20 protein-coding genes are annotated in these 19,143 nt (G+C 37.3%); 15 read left to right on the plus strand and 5 right to left on the minus strand.

What is annotated here, in order from left to right:
- Positions 1-9: 9 nt before the first annotated feature.
- The 14 genes from AC0INN_RS17945 to AC0INN_RS18010 all read left to right on the plus strand — a co-directional run bounded on the left by AC0INN_RS17945 (position 10) and on the right by AC0INN_RS18010 (position 11,132).
- Positions 10-1,410: an MFS transporter gene (locus AC0INN_RS17945; protein ID WP_172283949.1), complete on the plus strand. Its 1,401-nt coding sequence runs from the start codon at positions 10-12 to the stop codon at positions 1,408-1,410.
- A 117-nt stretch (positions 1,411-1,527) separates the two neighbouring features.
- Positions 1,528-2,403: a pirin family protein gene (locus AC0INN_RS17950; RefSeq protein ID WP_172284185.1), complete on the plus strand. Its 876-nt coding sequence runs from the start codon at positions 1,528-1,530 to the stop codon at positions 2,401-2,403.
- Between the two features lie 122 nt (positions 2,404-2,525).
- Positions 2,526-2,843: a GNAT family N-acetyltransferase gene (locus AC0INN_RS17955; RefSeq protein WP_172283947.1), complete on the plus strand. Its 318-nt coding sequence runs from the start codon at positions 2,526-2,528 to the stop codon at positions 2,841-2,843.
- 62 nt (positions 2,844-2,905) lie between these two features.
- Complete coding sequence (locus AC0INN_RS17960; protein ID WP_306614403.1) at positions 2,906-3,805, plus strand: pirin family protein; 900 nt, start codon at positions 2,906-2,908, stop codon at positions 3,803-3,805.
- Positions 3,806-3,838: 33 nt separating this feature from the next.
- Positions 3,839-4,372, plus strand: coding sequence for an NADPH-dependent FMN reductase (locus AC0INN_RS17965; RefSeq protein ID WP_306614405.1), 534 nt, complete (start codon positions 3,839-3,841; stop codon positions 4,370-4,372).
- Positions 4,372-4,950: a TMEM175 family protein gene (locus AC0INN_RS17970; RefSeq protein WP_306614406.1), complete on the plus strand. Its 579-nt coding sequence runs from the start codon at positions 4,372-4,374 to the stop codon at positions 4,948-4,950. The genes AC0INN_RS17965 and AC0INN_RS17970 overlap by 1 nt, the downstream gene beginning before the upstream one ends.
- The gene (locus AC0INN_RS17975) at positions 4,950-5,168 is read left to right on the plus strand and encodes a (4Fe-4S)-binding protein (protein WP_273650800.1); all 219 of its coding nucleotides are present in this window, start codon (positions 4,950-4,952) and stop codon (positions 5,166-5,168) included. The genes AC0INN_RS17970 and AC0INN_RS17975 overlap by 1 nt, the downstream gene beginning before the upstream one ends.
- On the plus strand, positions 5,168-5,566 hold the full coding sequence (locus AC0INN_RS17980; protein WP_172283938.1) for an OsmC family protein: 399 nt from the start codon (positions 5,168-5,170) through the stop codon (positions 5,564-5,566). The genes AC0INN_RS17975 and AC0INN_RS17980 overlap by 1 nt, the downstream gene beginning before the upstream one ends.
- Position 5,567: 1 nt before the next feature.
- The gene (locus tag AC0INN_RS17985; RefSeq protein ID WP_306614409.1) at positions 5,568-5,852 is read left to right on the plus strand and encodes a GNAT family N-acetyltransferase; all 285 of its coding nucleotides are present in this window, start codon (positions 5,568-5,570) and stop codon (positions 5,850-5,852) included.
- Between the two features lie 109 nt (positions 5,853-5,961).
- Positions 5,962-7,461 (plus strand): sodium:solute symporter, encoded by a 1,500-nt coding sequence (locus AC0INN_RS17990; protein WP_306614411.1) that lies wholly within the window; start codon positions 5,962-5,964, stop codon positions 7,459-7,461.
- A gap of 36 nt (positions 7,462-7,497) precedes the next feature.
- Positions 7,498-8,019 carry a hypothetical protein gene (locus AC0INN_RS17995; RefSeq protein WP_172283933.1) on the plus strand — a complete coding sequence of 174 codons (522 nt, stop codon included), beginning with the start codon at positions 7,498-7,500 and terminating at the stop codon, positions 8,017-8,019.
- Positions 8,020-8,123: 104 nt separating this feature from the next.
- Positions 8,124-8,978, plus strand: coding sequence for a transketolase (locus AC0INN_RS18000; RefSeq protein WP_273651083.1), 855 nt, complete (start codon positions 8,124-8,126; stop codon positions 8,976-8,978).
- Between the two features lie 32 nt (positions 8,979-9,010).
- Positions 9,011-10,174, plus strand: a complete 1,164-nt coding sequence (locus AC0INN_RS18005) for a hypothetical protein (RefSeq protein ID WP_306614418.1) — start codon at positions 9,011-9,013, stop codon at positions 10,172-10,174.
- A 10-nt stretch (positions 10,175-10,184) separates the two neighbouring features.
- On the plus strand, positions 10,185-11,132 hold the full coding sequence (locus AC0INN_RS18010; RefSeq protein WP_172283927.1) for a transketolase family protein: 948 nt from the start codon (positions 10,185-10,187) through the stop codon (positions 11,130-11,132).
- 81 nt (positions 11,133-11,213) lie between these two features.
- Here AC0INN_RS18010 and AC0INN_RS18015 read toward each other — a convergent pair whose 3' ends face one another.
- From AC0INN_RS18015 to AC0INN_RS18035, 5 genes are all read right to left on the minus strand, one after another.
- A complete protein-coding gene (locus AC0INN_RS18015) occupies positions 11,214-11,627 on the minus strand; it encodes a nuclear transport factor 2 family protein (protein ID WP_172283926.1) in 414 nt (137 codons plus the stop codon).
- Positions 11,628-11,629: 2 nt separating this feature from the next.
- Positions 11,630-12,157, minus strand: a complete 528-nt coding sequence (locus AC0INN_RS18020; protein WP_306614419.1) for a TetR/AcrR family transcriptional regulator — start codon at positions 12,155-12,157, stop codon at positions 11,630-11,632.
- A 108-nt stretch (positions 12,158-12,265) separates the two neighbouring features.
- Positions 12,266-12,673 (minus strand): hypothetical protein, encoded by a 408-nt coding sequence (locus AC0INN_RS18025; protein WP_306614421.1) that lies wholly within the window; start codon positions 12,671-12,673, stop codon positions 12,266-12,268.
- Positions 12,674-12,711: 38 nt separating this feature from the next.
- Complete coding sequence (locus tag AC0INN_RS18030; RefSeq protein ID WP_089029148.1) at positions 12,712-13,182, minus strand: Lrp/AsnC family transcriptional regulator; 471 nt, start codon at positions 13,180-13,182, stop codon at positions 12,712-12,714.
- 134 nt (positions 13,183-13,316) lie between these two features.
- Positions 13,317-18,119: a translocation/assembly module TamB domain-containing protein gene (locus tag AC0INN_RS18035; protein WP_306614424.1), complete on the minus strand. Its 4,803-nt coding sequence runs from the start codon at positions 18,117-18,119 to the stop codon at positions 13,317-13,319.
- A gap of 4 nt (positions 18,120-18,123) precedes the next feature.
- Between AC0INN_RS18035 and tsaD the strand changes: the two genes are divergently transcribed.
- Positions 18,124-19,140 carry a tRNA (adenosine(37)-N6)-threonylcarbamoyltransferase complex transferase subunit TsaD gene (gene tsaD / locus AC0INN_RS18040; protein WP_172283920.1) on the plus strand — a complete coding sequence of 339 codons (1,017 nt, stop codon included), beginning with the start codon at positions 18,124-18,126 and terminating at the stop codon, positions 19,138-19,140.
- The last annotated feature ends 3 nt before the right edge of the window (positions 19,141-19,143 follow it).

Raw genomic sequence — 19,143 nt, forward strand, 5'->3', positions numbered from 1 at the left:
TGATATAACATGTCTGAAACCAATTCATCTCTAACGTCGATTAAAAAAATCCTTCCACTGATTCTTGCTACCGCTATTTTCATGCAGATGCTTGATTCTACAATTCTGAACACTTCTTTACCTTCTATTGCCAAAGATCTAAAAGAGTCTCCGCTCAATATGCAAAACGCCATAATCAGCTACGTTCTGACTCTGGCAGTTTTCATGCCTGCGAGCGGCTTTTTGGCAGACAGATTCGGAACAAAAAGAGTTTTCATCTTCTCCCTGGTTCTCTTCAGCCTGGGTTCCTTATTCTGTGCATTATCGCAAAACCTCACTCACCTTGTTATTTCAAGAGTTATCCAGGGAGTGGGCGGCAGTTTAATGACACCCGTTGGAAAATTAGCCCTCATTAAAACCTTTGATAAAAGTGAATTATTAAAAGCTATGAATTTCGCTATCATTCCCGCTCTTATCGGTCCTGTATTGGGGCCGTTGGTTGGTGGTTATATGGTGGATTATTTATCCTGGCACTGGATATTCCTTATTAATATCCCAATTGGCTTTTTAGGGATTATTCTGGGAATTAAGTACATGCCTAATTACAAATCGAAGGACGTTGATTTCGATCTCAAAGGTTTTATGATTTTTGCCGCAGCCTCCCTCCTGCTATCCATTTCTCTTGAACTTTTTGGAGATCTTCAGAATATAACACCAGTTCTTCTGATCTTTATCTTAGGATTTCTCTTTCTATATTATTACTATAAACATGCAAAAAAGGAAGGAAATCCTATATTTCCTTTAAATCTTTTCCAGGTGCGAACTTTCCGTGTGGGAATTGTAGGAAATCTGGCTACCCGTCTAGGAATCAGTGCTGTTCCTTTGCTACTTCCCCTGATGATACAAATCGCCTATAAACAAACAGCAGTTACGTCTGGCTGGATCGTTGCTCCCATGGCTCTGACAGCTATACTCGGAAAATCATCAGTCATTAAAATCCTGGATAGATTTGGTTACCGTCAGACGTTAATGGTTAATACATTCGTCATTGGAACATTAATATGCATGCTGGCCATTCCTGATATTCATACGAATCTTCTATGGTTCATCCCGATCATAGCGGTTTTAGGCTTTTTCAATTCTATCCAATTCACCTCCATGAATACCATTTCGATTGCTGATTTAAGAAATTTCCAGACCAGCAGCGGTAATTCATTAATATCTGTAAATCAACAGCTCGCCATTGGTTTTGGAATTGCTTTTGGTCTTATTGTTCTAAAAATATTTGAAAGTACCGATCTTATTAAAGGAGAAATCCATAATGCTTTCCGCTATACTTTTCTTACAGTTGGTTTTCTCACAATATTATCCGGATTGGTATTCCGAAGACTTCATATTTCAGATGGCAAGAATATGAAATCAAAGGAGTAACCCTATTATTTCGACTATAATAAGTCATGAAAATCAATCTAATCCGAACTTAACACAGATCAATGCAATTGATTCTTATCTACTCTATTTTTGTTATTATAAAAAATCAACATTATGATGACAACTAAAAAAGTAGAAATCGTAGTATCTCCAAAGCCTGCCCATTTTGTAGGTGATGGGTTCAGAGTTCATAATTTTATACCCGGTGCATCAGGATTAGATATGAAAAGAATGGATCCTTTTATTATGCTCGATTATAATTCAAAATTCCATTTTAACGGATCTGAGAAACCAAGAGGAGTTGGAGTACATCCGCACCGAGGTTTTGAAACCGTAACCATAGCGTATCAGGGAAAAGTAGAACATCACGATAGTTCGGGAGGTGGTGGTATAATTGGTCAGGGAGACGTTCAGTGGATGACCGCTGCAAGAGGTGTCTTACATAAAGAATACCACGAAAGAGAATGGTCTAAAACCGGTGGAATCTTTCAGATGGTTCAGCTTTGGGTGAATCTTCCAGCGCAGGATAAAATGAGCAAACCTAAATATCAGGCCATCAAAAACTCCGATATGAAGATCGTTGATCTGAAAGAAAACGGGTTTATTGAGGTGATCGCCGGAGAATATGCAGGAAATAAAGGACCTGCAAATACCTTCACTCCGGTACACATGATGAACGCAAAATTAAAATCCGGCGGAAAAGCTGATTTTAATTTTCCTGCTCACTTTAATACTGCTGCCCTTATCATTGAAGGGAGTATTATTGTGAATGGAAATGAAAAAGCAAAAACCGATCAATTGGTATTATTTGAAAACAAAGGAGAGGAATTTAGCATTGAAGCCAGTGAAGACGCAGTGGTACTGATCATTAGTGGAGAGCCAATCAATGAACCCATTGTTCCGCATGGCCCTTTTGTAATGAATACAAGAGAGGAAATCATGCAGGCTTTTGAAGATTTCAATACCGGAAAATTCGGATATTTAGAAGATTAACCATACAGAATTTGGCAATAATTAAATAATCTTAATCTTAAGTCGGTTATTTAATTATTGCTTTTTTATTACCTTTAACATAATACTTTTACTTTTTAAGTATACAGCCAAAAATTTAAACAATGAAACCAGAATTTGAAAATATTCCACTTGTAAAAAATGAATCAAAAAAGAGATTCGAAATTGAAGTAAATGGCCATTTTGCTTTCATTGATTACCGTGAAACCGACAGTCAGATCATCTTAATTCATACGGAGGCTGACCCAGAATTGGCAGGTACCGGAGCCGCCGTAGCAGTTGTAGAGAAAACATTGGTTTACATTGAAGAAAGTCTTAAAAAATTACTCCCGTTTTGTCCTTATGTTTTTGCTTACATTAAAAAGCATCCGGAATGGAAACGCATTGTGGACGTAACGTTTGAAAGATATGACCAGCTTTAATATCTAAAAAAAGCTAAATAATTTAATTAAATAACCACCAGCAATCGTAAAGAATCATAATTATGTCAAATATTGGACTTATCATAGAAGAAAAAGCCGCAGATATAGGAAACTTTTTAGTCGGAAGACTTTTACCTTTCCGTGAAAAAAGAGCGGTAGGCCCATTTGTTTTTATAGATCACATGGGACCGTCAGAATTAAAAGATTATCAAAACCTGGATGTACCACCTCATCCCCATATCGGATTATCCACTTTAACTTATCTTCTGGAGGGATCTATTTTTCACCGTGACAGTATCAGAAGTGCCATGGAAATAAAACCGGGAGCCGTCAACTGGATGACAGCAGGAAAGGGAGTGGTACATTCCGAAAGAACTCCGGAATATTTAAGAGAAACTGATAAAAAATTACATGGTTTTCAAATCTGGGTAGGCCTTCCAAAACATCTGGAGCAAAGTGAACCGACGTTCCATCATACGGAGGCAGATGAACTTCCGGTTTGGGAAAATGGAGACATCCACTACAAACTAATTGCCGGAGAAGCCTTTGGAAAAAAATCTCCCGTTCCCGTTCATAGTAAGCTTTTTTTCATTGAGATAAAAACAAAATCGGCACAAAAAATCAGCATCGGACAGGACTTGTACGGTGAAGCGGCCATGTATGTTCTGGATGGCACTGTAAATATCGAAGGAAACACCTATGGCTCGAAACAATTGCTTATTGCAAAGGATACCAAGCTATGTGAGTTTGAAATGAGCGAAAATGCAACCGTCTATCTTTTCGGAGGCGAACCCTTTGAAGAAGAGCGCTTTATATTCTGGAATTTCGTAAATTCGGATAGAGAAGTAATTGATCAGGCTAAAGTAAACTGGAATGACCAGAACCACGATGCCTTTCCTTTAGTTCCAGGAGATGAGGACGAATTTGTTCCGCTTCCTAAAGCAATTCTGAACAGAAAATAATTCCGGACAGAAATTTTATAACGACAAGACACCATGAAAATATTAGCATTTGCGGGAAGTAGCTCTTCCACCTCTATCAACAAAGAACTGGTTAAATTTGTTTTGAAGGATTTTCAAAATGAAGATATTAATTTAATTGACCTTAACGATTATACAATGCCTGTTTTTTCTGTAGATCTTGAAAAAAAAGGATTCCCGGATGCCGCACATCAATTCTTAAAAAGAATCGAAGACTGTGATGTTATTATTTGTTCCCTGGCCGAACATAACAGATCATACAGCGCTGCTTTTAAAAATATATTTGACTGGGCTTCAAGGATTAATGTAAAGGTTTTTCAAAACAAGCCCATGCTTCTCATGAGCACCTCACCGGGTGGTTATGGTGGTGGAAATGTAATGAATACAGCCAAAACGTTCTTCCCCCAGTTCGCAGCGGATATTAAGGAAACATTCTCCTTACCGAAATTCTATGAAAACTTTGATCTGGAAAGTGGTGTCATAAATCCGGATATGCTCAAAGAGCTGAATGAAAAAATCAAAAATTTTAAAACAGAGATTACAAACTGATGACCAAAGGAAGACTGGAAGCGTTCAGTGATGGTGTTTTAGCCATTATCATTACCATTATGGTACTGGAACTTAAAGTACCGGAAGGTGACAGCTGGGCAAGTCTCAAACCGATTATCCCAAAAGTTCTGGCTTATGTCTTTAGTTTTATCTATGTGGGAATTTATTGGAACAATCATCATCACTTGTTCCAGGCAGCCCAAAAGATCAACGGAACTATTCTTTGGGCAAATTTGCATTTGCTGTTCTGGCTCTCTTTAATGCCGATTGCTACGGAATGGATAGGTACTACACATTTCGCTAAAAACCCGGTTGCTGCCTATGGAATCGGATTGTTCATGTGCGCCATAGCCTATACAATTATGGAAAACTTAATTGTCCGCTGTGAGGGAGAGAATTCAAAACTAAAAGAAGCTATCCATTCCAGGTTTAAGGAATATATTTCAATTGTATTTTATATATCCGGAATCGCGACTTCATTTTTTTATCCTTATATTGCTCTATGTTTTTATTACATTGTTGCTCTTATATGGCTGATTCCGGACAGAAGAATCGAAAAATTACTAAAAGAAGAATAATGGAAACACACGAATATACCAACGGAGATCTTACCGTAGTCTGGATGCCTAAGAAATGTATCCACTCTGCAGTTTGTGTAAAAATGTTACCCCAGGTTTATAATCCAAAGGACAGACCATGGATCAAGGTAGAAAACGCAACAACTCAGGAACTCATCAATCAAATAGAACAATGTCCTTCCGGGGCATTGAGTTACAAAATTAATACTGAAAAATAATGGGCGTAACAGTAAAAGCAAGTTTAGGAAAAACAAAATACTATACAGAAGTAGTAGCCGGTGAAAATAAAATCATCACGGATGAACCTTTAGATAAAGGAGGGCAAAACAAAGGATTCAACCCCTTTGAGATTCTTGCCACTTCTTTGGCAAGCTGTACTGCTGCAACCTTAAGAATGTATATTGAAAGGAAGGAATGGGATGTGGAAAAAATCAACGTAGAGGTTGATCTGGAAAATTTCCCCCTTACCAAAAGAGCTGTTTTTAAAAGAGATATCAGCTTTGAAGGAACCAACCTCGATGACGAACAATTGAAAAGGCTGCATACGATTGCTGATGCGTGTCCGATACATAAGATACTAACAAACGATATAGAAATATTAACCAAATTTTCATAATATGATAGAGGTAAAACAAAACAACGACGAAAAACACGGAAGTTTTGAGGCTTTCATAGACGGAAACCGCGCAGGGCTAATGACATACACCTGGGCAGGAGAAGAAAGATTCATTATTGATCATACGGAAGTAGAGGAAGCTTACAACGGAAAAGGCGTTGGCAAAGAAATGGTTTTAGCGGCGGTAGATTTCGCAAGAAAACAAGGCAAAAAAATAATTGCACTTTGTCCTTTTGCGAAAGCTACTTTCCAGAAAAACGAAGATCTTCAGGACGTCGTAGTCTAGTTAACAGGAAAAGGCAGATGAAAAACCTTTCAGGACAGATCCCTGAAAGGTTTTTCTTTTTTATCAGAACATAAAAAAACTATATTTGTAAAATTTTAATTACAAAAATATGTCTCCAATTATATTACTGTCCATTATCGTTGTATACTTTGCGCTGCTTCTCTGGGTAGCTTATAAAACCGGTAAAGGAAGTGACAACGAGAGTTTCTTCATTGGAAACCGTAAAAGTAATTGGATGCTTGTTGCCTTTGGAATGATAGGAACTTCACTTTCCGGAGTAACTTTTGTGAGTGTTCCGGGAGCTGTGGGTAAAGACAGTTTCTCCTATCTGCAGATAACCCTGGGCTATCTTATCGGGTATATTACCGTTGCATATGTATTGCTTCCTTTGTATTACCGCCTTAAACTCACTTCCATCTACGGCTATCTTCAGCAGAGAATGGGACAGCTTTCTTACAAATCTGGAGCCTGGATATTTATTGTTTCAAGGTTGGTAGGAGCTACAGCAAGATTGTACCTGGTTGTCAATATCCTACAGGTAACCATATTGGACAGCTTAGGAGTTCCGTTCATTGTGACCACTCTCATCATTCTGGCTATGATTATTTTATATACCTATGAAGGAGGAGTAAAGACCATTGTGTGGACCGATACCCTGCAGACTTCCTGTATGCTTCTGGGACTGATTATCTGCACCATCTACATGCTGAACCACCTGGATCTTAGCGTTGGACAAAGTTTGAGTGCCATGAGCAGTAAAGGTTATACGAAAATATTTGAAATGGATTTTAATTCTCCGGGGTTCTTTATCAAACAGATTCTTGCGGGAGCATTTATTACCATCACCATGACCGGAATCGATCAGGAAATGATGCAGAAAAGCCTTTCCGTAACGAAACTGAAGGATTCTCAGAAAAATATGGTAACCTTAGGATTTATTTTGTTAGGAGTAATATCATTGTTCCTGTATATGGGAGGCCTTCTTTATCTTTTTGGAGAAAGCCAGGGAGGTCACCTTACAGAGGTCATTGTAGATGGTATCCCCAAAAAGGAGTTTATACTGAACGGGAAAGATATTTTTGGAGATAAGATTTTCCCTGAAGTGGCATTAAACCATATGCCCGGGTTTATTTCAATTATCTTCATCATTGCTTTAATTTCAGCTTTATTTCCAAGTGCAGACGGAGCCATGACAGCACTTACCTCCTCTTTGTGTATTGATATCTTTGGAATGAAGGAAAAGAAAGAATGGACAGATCATAAAAAGGAGAAATTCCGTAAAAATGTTCACCTTCTGGTAGCGCTTTCTTTCCTGGTTATGGTAATTATTTTCAAGATCATCAATGATAATTCCATGATCGGATTGATCCTGAAATTAGCAGGATTTACATACGGACCTCTTTTAGGACTTTTCGCTTTTGGTATTTTTACTACATACAAGGTTAAAGACAAACTTGTTCCTTATGTTTGTATTGCAGCACCTATTATATCCTACTTTATTGATAAGTATCAGACGTCTATTTTTGGAGACTTTAAAATAGGACTGGAATTACTGATCATTAACGGACTATTAACATTCCTGGGGCTTTTAATCATCAGAAAAAAATAAAATCAATAACCAAACTCAAAATAATTAATACATACCATGAAAAAAATCTTTCAGCTTTTATTGGGTCTTTTGGCTTTCAGCTTTGTGTCAGCACAGGAAAACTTTGAAGTTTCAACCCTAAGAATAGGCCCTTATAAAGTATTTATGAAAAGTGCGGAGATAGAAAAAATTTCAGGAACAAAACTGAAAATAACCGACGGAGAATATAAAAACTCTGTAAAATACAATGGTGAAATCCTTATGATCAGCACCAGCCAGGAATATGATAATGATGGAAAAGAAACTAATGGATATAGTATATATGGCATTTCCACAACCAGCAAGAAATTCAGAACCAAAAGTGGTATTGGTGTAGGCAGTACAAAAGATGAGATTATTAATGCTTACAAAAATTATCCAAGCTATAGTGCATATCCGGGATGGGATGATAAGGGCAAGCCCATTAAAAATCAAAGTTATTTCATTCTGAACGACAGTGATGCCTCAACCATATTGTCTTTTAAATTGGTTGATAATATTGTTACCGAGATTTCAGTATCGCTTAATGAAGGCTGCTAAAAGCTTCAAATCTTTAAATAATTCAAAATCCGGGCATTCCGTCCGGATTTTGAATTTCCATAAGCCAGTAAAAAATCGTAAATTCGCGTGCAAATAAATCAGATATAATGAGTAAAAGTATCGAAGAGTTGAAATCTCTTACTACACAAATCAGAAGAGACATTTTAAGAATGGTTCACGCTGTTAATTCAGGACACCCTGGTGGAAGCTTAGGATGTACGGAATTCTTTACAGCGCTTTATGGAAAAGTATTGAACTATCATCTTCCTTTCACTATGGAAGGTAAAAATGAGGATCATTTCTATCTTTCCAATGGCCACATTTCACCTGTTTTTTATTCTACTTTGGCTAGATTTGGCTTTTTCCCGGTTGAGGAATTAAAGACTTTCAGAAAGCTTGATTCAAGATTACAGGGACACCCGACTACTCATGAGGGATTACCTGGAATCCGTATTGCTTCAGGTTCTTTGGGACAAGGACTTTCTGTAGCTTTAGGTGCTGCCTTAGGTAAAAAATTAGACGGAGATAAATCATTGGTTTACTCACTTCATGGTGATGGTGAATTACAGGAAGGACAAATCTGGGAAGCTTTAATGTTTGCTGCAGCGAAGAAAGTAGATAATATTATTTCTACGATCGATTACAATGGTCGTCAGATCGATGGTGATACTGATGATGTATTGAGTTTAGGTGATCTGCATGCTAAACTGGAAGCATTTGGATGGACTGTATTAGAAGAGAAAAACGGGAACGACCTTGAAGCGGTGATTGCTATTCTTGAAAAAGCAAAAACAGAAACAGGTAAACAAAAACCGGTAGCGATCCTTCTTCATACTGAAATGGGTTATGGAGTGGATTATATGATGGGAAGTCATGCTTGGCATGGTAAAGCGCCTAATGACGAGCAATTAGACACAGCATTTAAGCAACTTTACCTGGAAGCTCCTGCAGATTACTAATATCTTTGATTGTCACAATTATCAAGTATTCCATGAAAAAATTCATCATAATCTGCTTGCTTACAAGCTTTATTTTAGGAGTCGCTCAAGAGAAGAAAATTTCTTTCTCTAAAGTGTTTAATTATCAAATGATTGATAAGAAAGCTTCTTTACCTACCCTAAAGATGTATGCAAGTAAGAATAGTGAATTTCTCACCCGTCTGAACATCAAAGAGATTCCCATGTATTATTATACCGACGCATTGGGAACAAGCACGGTTTCATTAGAAATGAACAGCCGTCTTGCAGGTTCAGGTTTGAGTGCTTTGATGTATTTGGGCTACAGTGGCTATGATTATGGAGAAAAGGAAGAGTATACTTTGGAAGCCAGAAAACTGGATACAAAAGAAACTATTCTGGGAATGCCCTGCTCACATTATCTGGTCAACTACCGTTCAAAAGATGGAACGAAAAAGGAAAATGAAGATTTAAAATTGTGTATTGATGATCAATCGTCTATCAATAACATGTCTGTATTTAACGGACTTTTGAATCAGTATCTTCCGGGCGTAAAAATGAAAAGCTCCGGCCTGAAAGGCCTTATTTTAAAAGTGGGTCCTGAAAAAACGTATGATAAAGAATACTTTGTACTGGAATCGGTAAAAGATTCTCAAGATCAGGTATTTTTTGATCATAGAAAAGCAATGATGGACAGACAAAAAAAACAGGACTCTCTGATGATTGCCTACAAAAAGCAGGAAGAAGAATATGCAAAGGCTGATTCCGTATATGCAACAACTGATTCTACCGCTATCGTAGCTGATTCTGCTGCTACAGCCGCAGTTCCATATGCTGATGAGACTTATTATTATATTCCCGACTATGTTTCTTCATATAAGGAGAACCAGGATGAAGACGGAAGTTTGGCTATTGCAAACATTCCGGCTGAAACTCTTTGGAAAGGACTGCCTAAGCATTGTAAAAATTTCGAAAAAGATCTTCCAACCTTTAAGCTTAAAGAAGTAAAAGGACATTTGAGAAATTATGTGGGTCAGATGTGTGATATGTATCTTACACAATCGACAGGACACAATGTAGGTATCAAACTTACTTTGGATGAAATAAGAAGAGAAGTTCTTTACCTTAATACTATTCAGGAAAAACTTGATCAATCTGATAAAAAGAAATTAAATAATTATTTAAAAACTCTAGATTAAAAAAATAAAAATGAAATATACATATACAGAAAAAAAGGACACACGTTCAGGATTCGGAGCCGGATTAGCTGAGCTTGCAGATAAAAATCCAAATGTAGTAGCACTTTGTGCAGACCTTATCGGATCTTTAAAAATGGAGAAATTCATTGAAAAGGCACCGGAAAGATTTTTCCAGGTAGGAATTGCTGAAGCCAATATGATCGGTATCGCTGCAGGTCTTAGTATTACAGGAAAAATTCCTTTTACCGGAACGTTTGCCAATTTCTCTACTTCCAGAGTATATGACCAGATCCGTCAATCTGTTGCCTATTCAGGAAAAAATGTAAAAATCTGTGCTTCACATGCTGGGCTTACATTAGGAGAAGACGGGGCTACTCACCAGGTTCTTGAAGACATTGGTATGATGAAAATGCTTCCTGGAATGACGGTAATCAATCCGTGTGATTACAACCAGACAAAAGCAGCTACTATTGCTATCGCTGATTTTGAGGGTCCTGTATACTTAAGATTTGGAAGACCTACCGTTCCTGTATTCATTCCTGAAGATATGCCTTTCGAAATCGGAAAAGGAATTATGTTGCAGGAAGGAACAGATGTAACAATCGTGGCAACCGGACATCTTGTTTGGGAGTCTCTTGTAGCTGCAGATGAGCTTGAAAAAGAAGGTATCTCTTGTGAGGTGATCAATATCCACACTATTAAGCCGCTTGACGAGGAAATCATCTTAAAATCAGTTGAAAAAACCGGCAAAATAGTAACTGCTGAAGAGCACAATTATTTAGGAGGTTTAGGAGAGTCAGTTGCGGGAATGTTGGCGAGAAAAAGACCAACAAGACAAGAATTTGTGGCAGTAAATGACACTTTCGGAGAGTCTGCTACTCCTGCTGAATTGATGAAGAAATACAAGATTGATGCTGCTGCTGTAAAAGAAGCCGTAAAAAGAATTTTAGAGAAATAATTTCTCTGACAATTTTTATATACATACATAAAAGCATCCCATCTGGGATGCTTTTATTTTTTACAGAATCGCGTTCTGCTGTTATTTAAATTTCCGTTCTTCTTCCTTAATCGCTAAATCATTGATGCTGGCATATCTCTTTTTCATAAGTCCGTTTTCATCAAACTCCCAGTTCTCATTTCCATACGCTCTGAACCACTCTCCATTTTTTGTCTGATATTCATATTCAAAACGTACGGCTATACGATTATCGGTATGTGCCCAGTATTCTTTCTTAAGCCTATAATTGAGCTCCTTTTCCCATTTATGACGGAGAAATTCAATGATCTCTTCTCTCCCGTTCACAAACTGGTCTCTGTTTCTCCATTCACTGTCTTGAGTATACGCTTTAGAAACCCTTTCAGGATCCTGACTGTTCCAGGCATCTTCTGCTAACTGGATTTTTTCTTTTGCCGTTTCAAGGGTAAAAGGTGGAAGTGGGTGTTTCTGTTCCATTTTTATGGTATTAAATTGGTGATTATCTTTTTTGATTTTTCTATCAGTTCATTGGATCTAAACAACTGGCTTTCTATAATACTGCTCTCAAAAAGCATGTAAATATGATCACTGATCTCAGCATCATCCACTATTTTCATAAAGTAATTACGGAGATCTGTTTTATGATGTTGAATTACATTAAGAATCTTGGTATTATCAGTTGGAATTTCAGATAAGATATTGAGAAAGCTGCAGCCCCTGAAATTCTCTTTTCGATTCATGTCAATCAGGAAGTCAAAAGCAGCCATTACTTTCGATTTAGCACCTCTTTTCCCCGCCGTAAAGGTTTCAAGTTCATTGAACCAGTAAGTATGCCTGGTATTCAAAAACTCAACACACAAATCTTCTTTGGACTTAAAATACTGATAAAAACTCGCTTTGGCTACACTCGCTTCTGAAATGATCTGATTGATCCCTGTAGAGTTGTATCCCTGGGTGGAAAATAATTTCATTGTCGTTGCTACGATCCTTTCTTTTGGAGATATCATAAACCAATATATTATTTAAACAAAGGTAGAAAAAAATAGTAACATACAGACAGGTCTGTCTGTTAATTTTCAAATAAAAAAAACCTTCATTACGAAGGCTTCTTATTTTTATTTGAAAAATTTCCATTTAGGAATTATTGCAAGCATCCCAAATCCTGTGAAGAGGAAAAGATTGGTAACATCCGTGTACAGGAATGTTGAAAGATAATAGTTGTGCATAAAAAAATGCAGAACCAGCAAAGCAGGAAAAGTAAATATGCCCATCTTCCTATAAAAAAACATCAGTATGAGACTTATCACCATAAGAATGTCTATAGAAAAGATGACATAAAAATACCATCTGGGAATATTAAGGTATTCGTGCTGCAGGTATTCATCTACATCTATCCCCAATCCCATGATTGTAAATAACATTAAAGATGCAAATGCTAAAATAAAACCCCATCCCTTCTTTGGGTCCTCATCAAAGTAACTGTATTCTTCCATAGGTACAAAAATAAAGAACTTATGAATCATATCATAAGTTCTTCTATAATTATTCGTTTAGAATTTGATTAAATAGAAATAGCGTTGATTAGTCTATTTTTATCACTTAAGTATTCTTCCATGGAAATCATACTTTCTGTTCTCATAACATCCTGAATATCGTCTATCTGATAGATAATTCTTTTCGCGTCTTCAGTATTCTTCGCTCTTACTTTACAGAAAATATTATATTTTCCAGAGATCACACTTGCCTCGATTACGTTTGGAAGAGTTGATAACTCTTTTAAAACTTCCTGAGTACGGTTTGATTTAGTTAAAAGAATTCCGATAAAAGCAGTAAAGTGATAATCCAACTTACCATAATCGATATTAAGGGATGATCCCAAAATAATACCTGCATCTTCCATTTTTTTCACTCTTACGTGAATTGTACCCGCAGACACATCCATCTGTTTAGCAATTTCAGTAAAAGGCATTCTTGTGTTTTCTACTAAGAAATCAAGAATCTTTTTGTCTATTTCGTCCAGTTGATAGTTCATATTAGTTAAATTACAATTTTTTTAAAAAATCTATGTATTTTTTGCAAATCTATAAAAAATAATTTAACTAAAAAAATTATAACAATAATTAACAATAATTAACACGGATGATAAAAATCATTAAAATATTCAAATTATTTACCCATTGCTTTTAGGGAATCTGTTTTTATTTCTTTTCCAGTCTCTACAGGTTTTTTGTCTTTTTTCTTTCTTTTAAACAAAGAATTGAAGCTTTTACTCCACACAACACCGCCTCCATAGGCTTGATTTGCAGATCCGTTAGTGCCTGCACCTACCACACCCATTCCGATATTCGTAGGTTTAGAGTAACCTCTTAAAACTAAACTTCCGTCATTTTTCTTAGAAATATCGTATTCAATAGATCCCTCTCCGGAGAGATAATTAGCTTCCGTACTCTCTGTTTTTGTTAAAGGAATACCCAAACCTGTCTTCACTTTAATCCTTGGAGAAAGTGCAAAGCTTACACCGGCGTTCGCCCGGTCTCCTGTATTGGAGTTCTGGTCTCCTTTCACATAATTCAGGTCAATCTGAAATTCGTTACTCATTGTATTAAGAACAGATCCCAATTGCTTTAAAAGCATATTATACCCGGATGATTCCGCTACACCGGCAACATCTACACCCACACCTCCGGTATTTGAAATATTAAAACTATTCAATAGTAATATAGATCCGAACTGCAGTACTTTTTCTCCCTCCTGGCTCATTTTTGCTGCTAAGGTTTCTTTTACCTGGCTGGAAACGTCCAAAGCAGAAACATCGAGGTCAATTTTAGGATCCGTCAATGACTGTGTAATATTTGCCTGTAATAAGATACTGATTGGCTGAAGGCTACCCATATTCAAATATTGCCCTGCATTTGAAACCATCCTTACATAATTCGCCGTAATATTAAGTGCAGGCCTCATTGCATCACCATCCCAACGGATACTGCTTCCTTTTTCTATCTGGAATGTTTTATTAAGAATAGCTTTTGAGACGAAAGTACCATTTTCTACCTTATAAGTTCCTCCCATTGCAATAGCCCCTTGTCTGTTCATGAGGAATTTTAAGTTTTGAGCCTCCCCTTTTACCGTAATATTACCTACATCATCTCCTACCAGTACATTTACAGTCGTTCCCTTATCTACATCAAGAGAAAAGTCTATATTCATATTGGCTCCCGTCTTTTTCTTTTCTTCAAGAGTTACCAATCCGTCTTTTCCTTCTTTTAGGAACCTCAGCATTTTGAACTCCTCAACATTGGAAGTTGAACCTGAGTTAAAAGTAAATGTACTTCCGCTAAGAGCCTTCATATTTGGCGTGGATATACTGAGACCAGACACAGGACCATCAATATAGAGATCCCCTTGTCCATATACTCTACCCCAGAAAAGATCTAGATCTTTTTGAGTGCTGTTCAGGACTAAAAGATTATCAGCCCTCATTACAAGGTTGACTCCCATTGAAGAAAGGGTTTCAAACTGGATTGCCCCGGAAATATTACCTTTAGAATTGGATCGCCCGTCATGAACTTCAATATTATTTAAAATTGCCAATCCTTTTGATAATGGAATGACTGTATCGTCAAACGAATAGTCTACTCCTGTAAACAAAAGTTTTAATCCAAAATCTTTTAAAGCTATATCACCACTGTAGTCAAGATTCTTTAAGGTACCGTTTATTTTAAGGTCCCCAGTTGCCTTACCTCTCAGGTTTCCGAAGATAGACTGCACAAACTGCTGAGCAAATGAAATATTAAAATCCCTCATTTCCGCTACCAGATCAATCGTTGGAGAAGCAGTGTTGTTATTTACAGTTCCGGTAAGATTCAAATTATTATTTCCCAGCACTCCTGCTGATGTTACTTTTACATCAATATCGTAAACATTAAGCGAGAAGCCATTGGTTGCAGAGATGGTAAGATCTCCCATATCCGTTCCGTTCATCTTGATATCATCAACCGTTAAATCCACCAAAGGTTGTAAGGTGCTCTTATCCATCCTTATTTTCACACTTCCGTTTGCCAGCCCTTTGATGTCCATGGAATTCCCACCAGACTGCATTTCCAGGAGCTTTTCAATAGCAAAATCATTGATATCTGCATCTACATAAAAATCTTTAGCAGATTTGAAGGTAGATTCTTTAATAAACAGAACACTTTTATCCGAATATATTTTCAAATTACTGATTTCAAAGTCACTGGTCTTCTTCCTGTAAGTAATTGAGTGATTCAATTCAGGACTTGTATCTATGGCCCAGGTTACATCATTGAATTTTACTTCAGTAGGATCAAATTTAAAAACAAAATCACCTCCGGCATTGGTAGATTGATTAACGTTAATCGCATATTCTTTAAGATTATCATCCAGTTCATCTGCCGGACTGCCATGTTTAAATTTGGTCGCTAAATGTAATATGGAATTGTTTTCATTTTTACCACTAAGCGTGATATCTTTAAGGATATTATTATTGTATTGTACCTTATTTATTTTAGCGTACAATTGTTCATCCAGGTTAGCCGTATTTATTCTTACCATTACACTATCCACTAAAGCACTGTCTCTGGTAATATTTCCCCTCTCGTTTATTTTATAAGCAGGATTAGCTTCTGCCAATGCCTTATCGGCTTCTGTAATCTCCGCTTCTTTGGTCATTATATACTTTAGGGAAGCAGCATCTACATTCAACCTAAGATTGTTGGCATTTCCATCATATTCCCCTTCTACTACAGCACCTTGAGGCAGCTTAAGATCCGGCAGGAAATAGCTTACCAATCCTTGCTGAACATCAAAATTCATGGCAAAATTTTGTCCGCGATACAACTTTCTGGGTAGCGGTCCCACAAGGATTTTCCCCAAGCCGTTTTCTACCATTCCGGTAAGATCAGCCAGGTTATACTTCCCTGATATTTTTCCATTTACAGCTCCCGGAGCATCAACGGAAATAATCCTGCTACCCGATTCTATAAATGTTTTGAGTTTAGCATTGGGAATGATATATTTTTGCGTTGCTGTAGCAAAATTAATGTTATTAGCTTCTACATCCATCGCCAGGTCATTAATGGTGGCCATGGACATTTTTCCGATTACCTGTCCGCTTACCACCTGACTTCCGGGCTTATCTGTAAAATAATTCATGTTCAGGTAATTCACATCAGCATTTACATCCATAGCGATTCGCGAAGTGCTGAAGTCAATAAGACCTTTTACAGTAGCCTTAGCCTGCTCATCATTGACAGTAATGGTTCCGTTATACTTCTTGTGATCCAGTAAGCCATCCAGATAGAGGTTATTAATTTCCTTATTCATGATTTCAACCTTCGAAATCTGAGATTTTGTGGTCAACCTCATGGTATTAACATCAAAGCTTTGTCCGGTAATATCAAATTTCCCGGAAATTAAACCTACAGCCTTATTTTTTGTAATTACGGAAACATTCAGATCTGTTGCTTCTACATATCCTGCATATTTTGGCATGGCTGTACTATAGCCGGACAAAGTAAGTTTTGTAATCCTGGCCTGTCCGATTCCGGTCATCAGATTTCCGTTCGGAATAAAGATCTGATCAGGGTTTACTCTTGCCGCTCCGTTATACTTCAGCCTTCCGAAATCATCTGCAAAATTCTTCATCTTTTTTGAAATGAATGAAGGCATCATGGCCTTTAGATCCACGTAGGTAAAATCAGTAGAAAGATTGTTGGTTTCGATCTGGAAGTTTCCTTTCAGAAGGTTATTGACCTTCATCGTCTGCGTAGCTATATTGACATCAGGGTTTCTGATAAGGAAATTTTCAAGATAAAATTTATTCAGCGGGCCATTCATTTTCCCGGAGACATTGAAAGCTTTAAAGTTATCCCAGTTGGTGACAAAATAACTGATATCGTATCCGCTCAACTGGCTTCCCTGTTTAAGATTCATGTCCCATCGTACCCGGTCTGCAAAATCCGCCCATGATCCGTTATTGAGGTTAAATTTAATATCTCCCTGCAAAAGGGTATGATCTGTATTTATCGTTAAATCTTTAAGAGAAAGATGTTTATGGGTTAAAGATAATTCCGTCGAGAAGGTGTCCACAAAATGAGATTTTCCCCATCGTGTTGTAACGAAGGACATATTATTGATCAACGCAGAAACATCAGGACCACTCACTTTAAGATTGGGAGCCTTCAGGTTGAACTTAGTCGCAGTAAGCCACTTCCCTGCTTCTCCCGGAGAGTTTTGGTTAACGATAGAAACTTTAGAGTCAATGATTTGTATGCGCGAATTCAATTCAAAAGCCGGCTTTTTTGGATCCCTTTTCTTACCGTTATCAAATAATTGGGTAAATCGAATAAAATTTGAAATGCTATCTCCTTTATATGTAATTACTTTAACATCGGCATTAATCATCGTAAGAGAATTAAAGCTCAAAGAATTGCTTTTCCCGGAAATAGCCCCTGCTGCCAGCGATAACCAGTCCGAATTTGCGCGGAACTCACGTGCCTTAATAAACTCTAATCCTTTATAATCTTTAACTTTTAATCCTTTGATGGTAACATTTCCAAAATAATTTACTTCCACACTTTCAGTGGACATATCTGCTTTAAAATCCTTATTGACAATCTGCAACGCCTGATCTGCAGCCCATTGTTTGGTAACAGGAAGATTAATAATAATGACAATAGCAACAACAACAGAAACGACCAACCAGAATAAAACAAGTAAAAGTCTCGCCCACCATGAATAGCTGGTAACATCTTTAGCGGCCTGTTTCCCAAATTCCTGAACAGTTTCTACCGGATGATGAACAGCATCGGAAGCAAGTTCAGAGGCTTCTTTTACCGTTTCTTTTACTTTTTCCTCAACATTTTCTACAGTCTTTTGTACCTGATCACTTAAGTTTTCAGTTACAGATTTTTTATTCTCATTTTCGTTATTATTCTCTAACTTTGCCATTATTATGAGCGAGTCTATAATTTTAGGTATCGAGTCGTCTTGTGACGACACATCAGCAGCTATCATCAAAGGGAACACTATTCTTTCTAATATTGCTGCCAATCAGGCTATTCACAAAGAATATGGAGGCGTTGTTCCTGAGCTGGCCTCAAGGGCCCATCAGCAAAACATCATTCCCGTTGTTGAAAAATCTCTCACCAAAGCAAATATACAACAAAATGCGATCTCTGCTATAGGATTTACACGCGGACCAGGACTTTTAGGTTCTCTTCTTGTGGGGACGTCTTTTGCTAAATCCCTGGCTATGAGTTTAGATGTCCCATTGATCGAGGTAAACCATCTCCAGGCTCACATTTTAGCGCATTTTATTGACGATGCAAATCCTATGCCGCCAAAATTCCCATTTTTATGCCTTACGGTGAGTGGAGGACACACCATGATCGTTTTGGTAAAAGACTATTTCGATATGGAAATTATTGGTAAAACCACAGACGATGCAGCGGGAGAAGCATTTGATAAAATCGGAAAAATATTTGATCTTGATTATCCTGCAGGTCCTATTATCGACAAATTAGCGAGAGAAGGAAATCCCGACGCATTCAAATTCAACAAACCCAAACTGGAAAATTACGATTATTCCTTCAGTGGGATAAAAACTTCAGTACTCTACTTTATCCAGAAAGAGGTAAAAAAGAATCCTGACTTTATAAAGGAAAACCTCAACGATCTATGTGCTTCCGTACAGAAAGCCATCATTGAGATATTAATGAACAAGCTTGAAAAAGCCGCAAAAGAACTTAACATCACTGAAGTAGCCATTGCCGGCGGTGTATCAGCCAACTCAGAATTAAGAAAAGTAATGCAGGATAACCATCAAAAACTTGGGTGGAACATCTACATTCCAAAATTTGAATACACAACGGACAATGCAGCCATGATCGCTATGGTAGCACAGCTCAAGTTCGAAAGAGGAGAATTTACAGATTTGAGAACGAGTGCAACATCGAAATATGATTTGTAATTT

This window comes from Chryseobacterium subflavum (genome assembly GCF_055762745.1).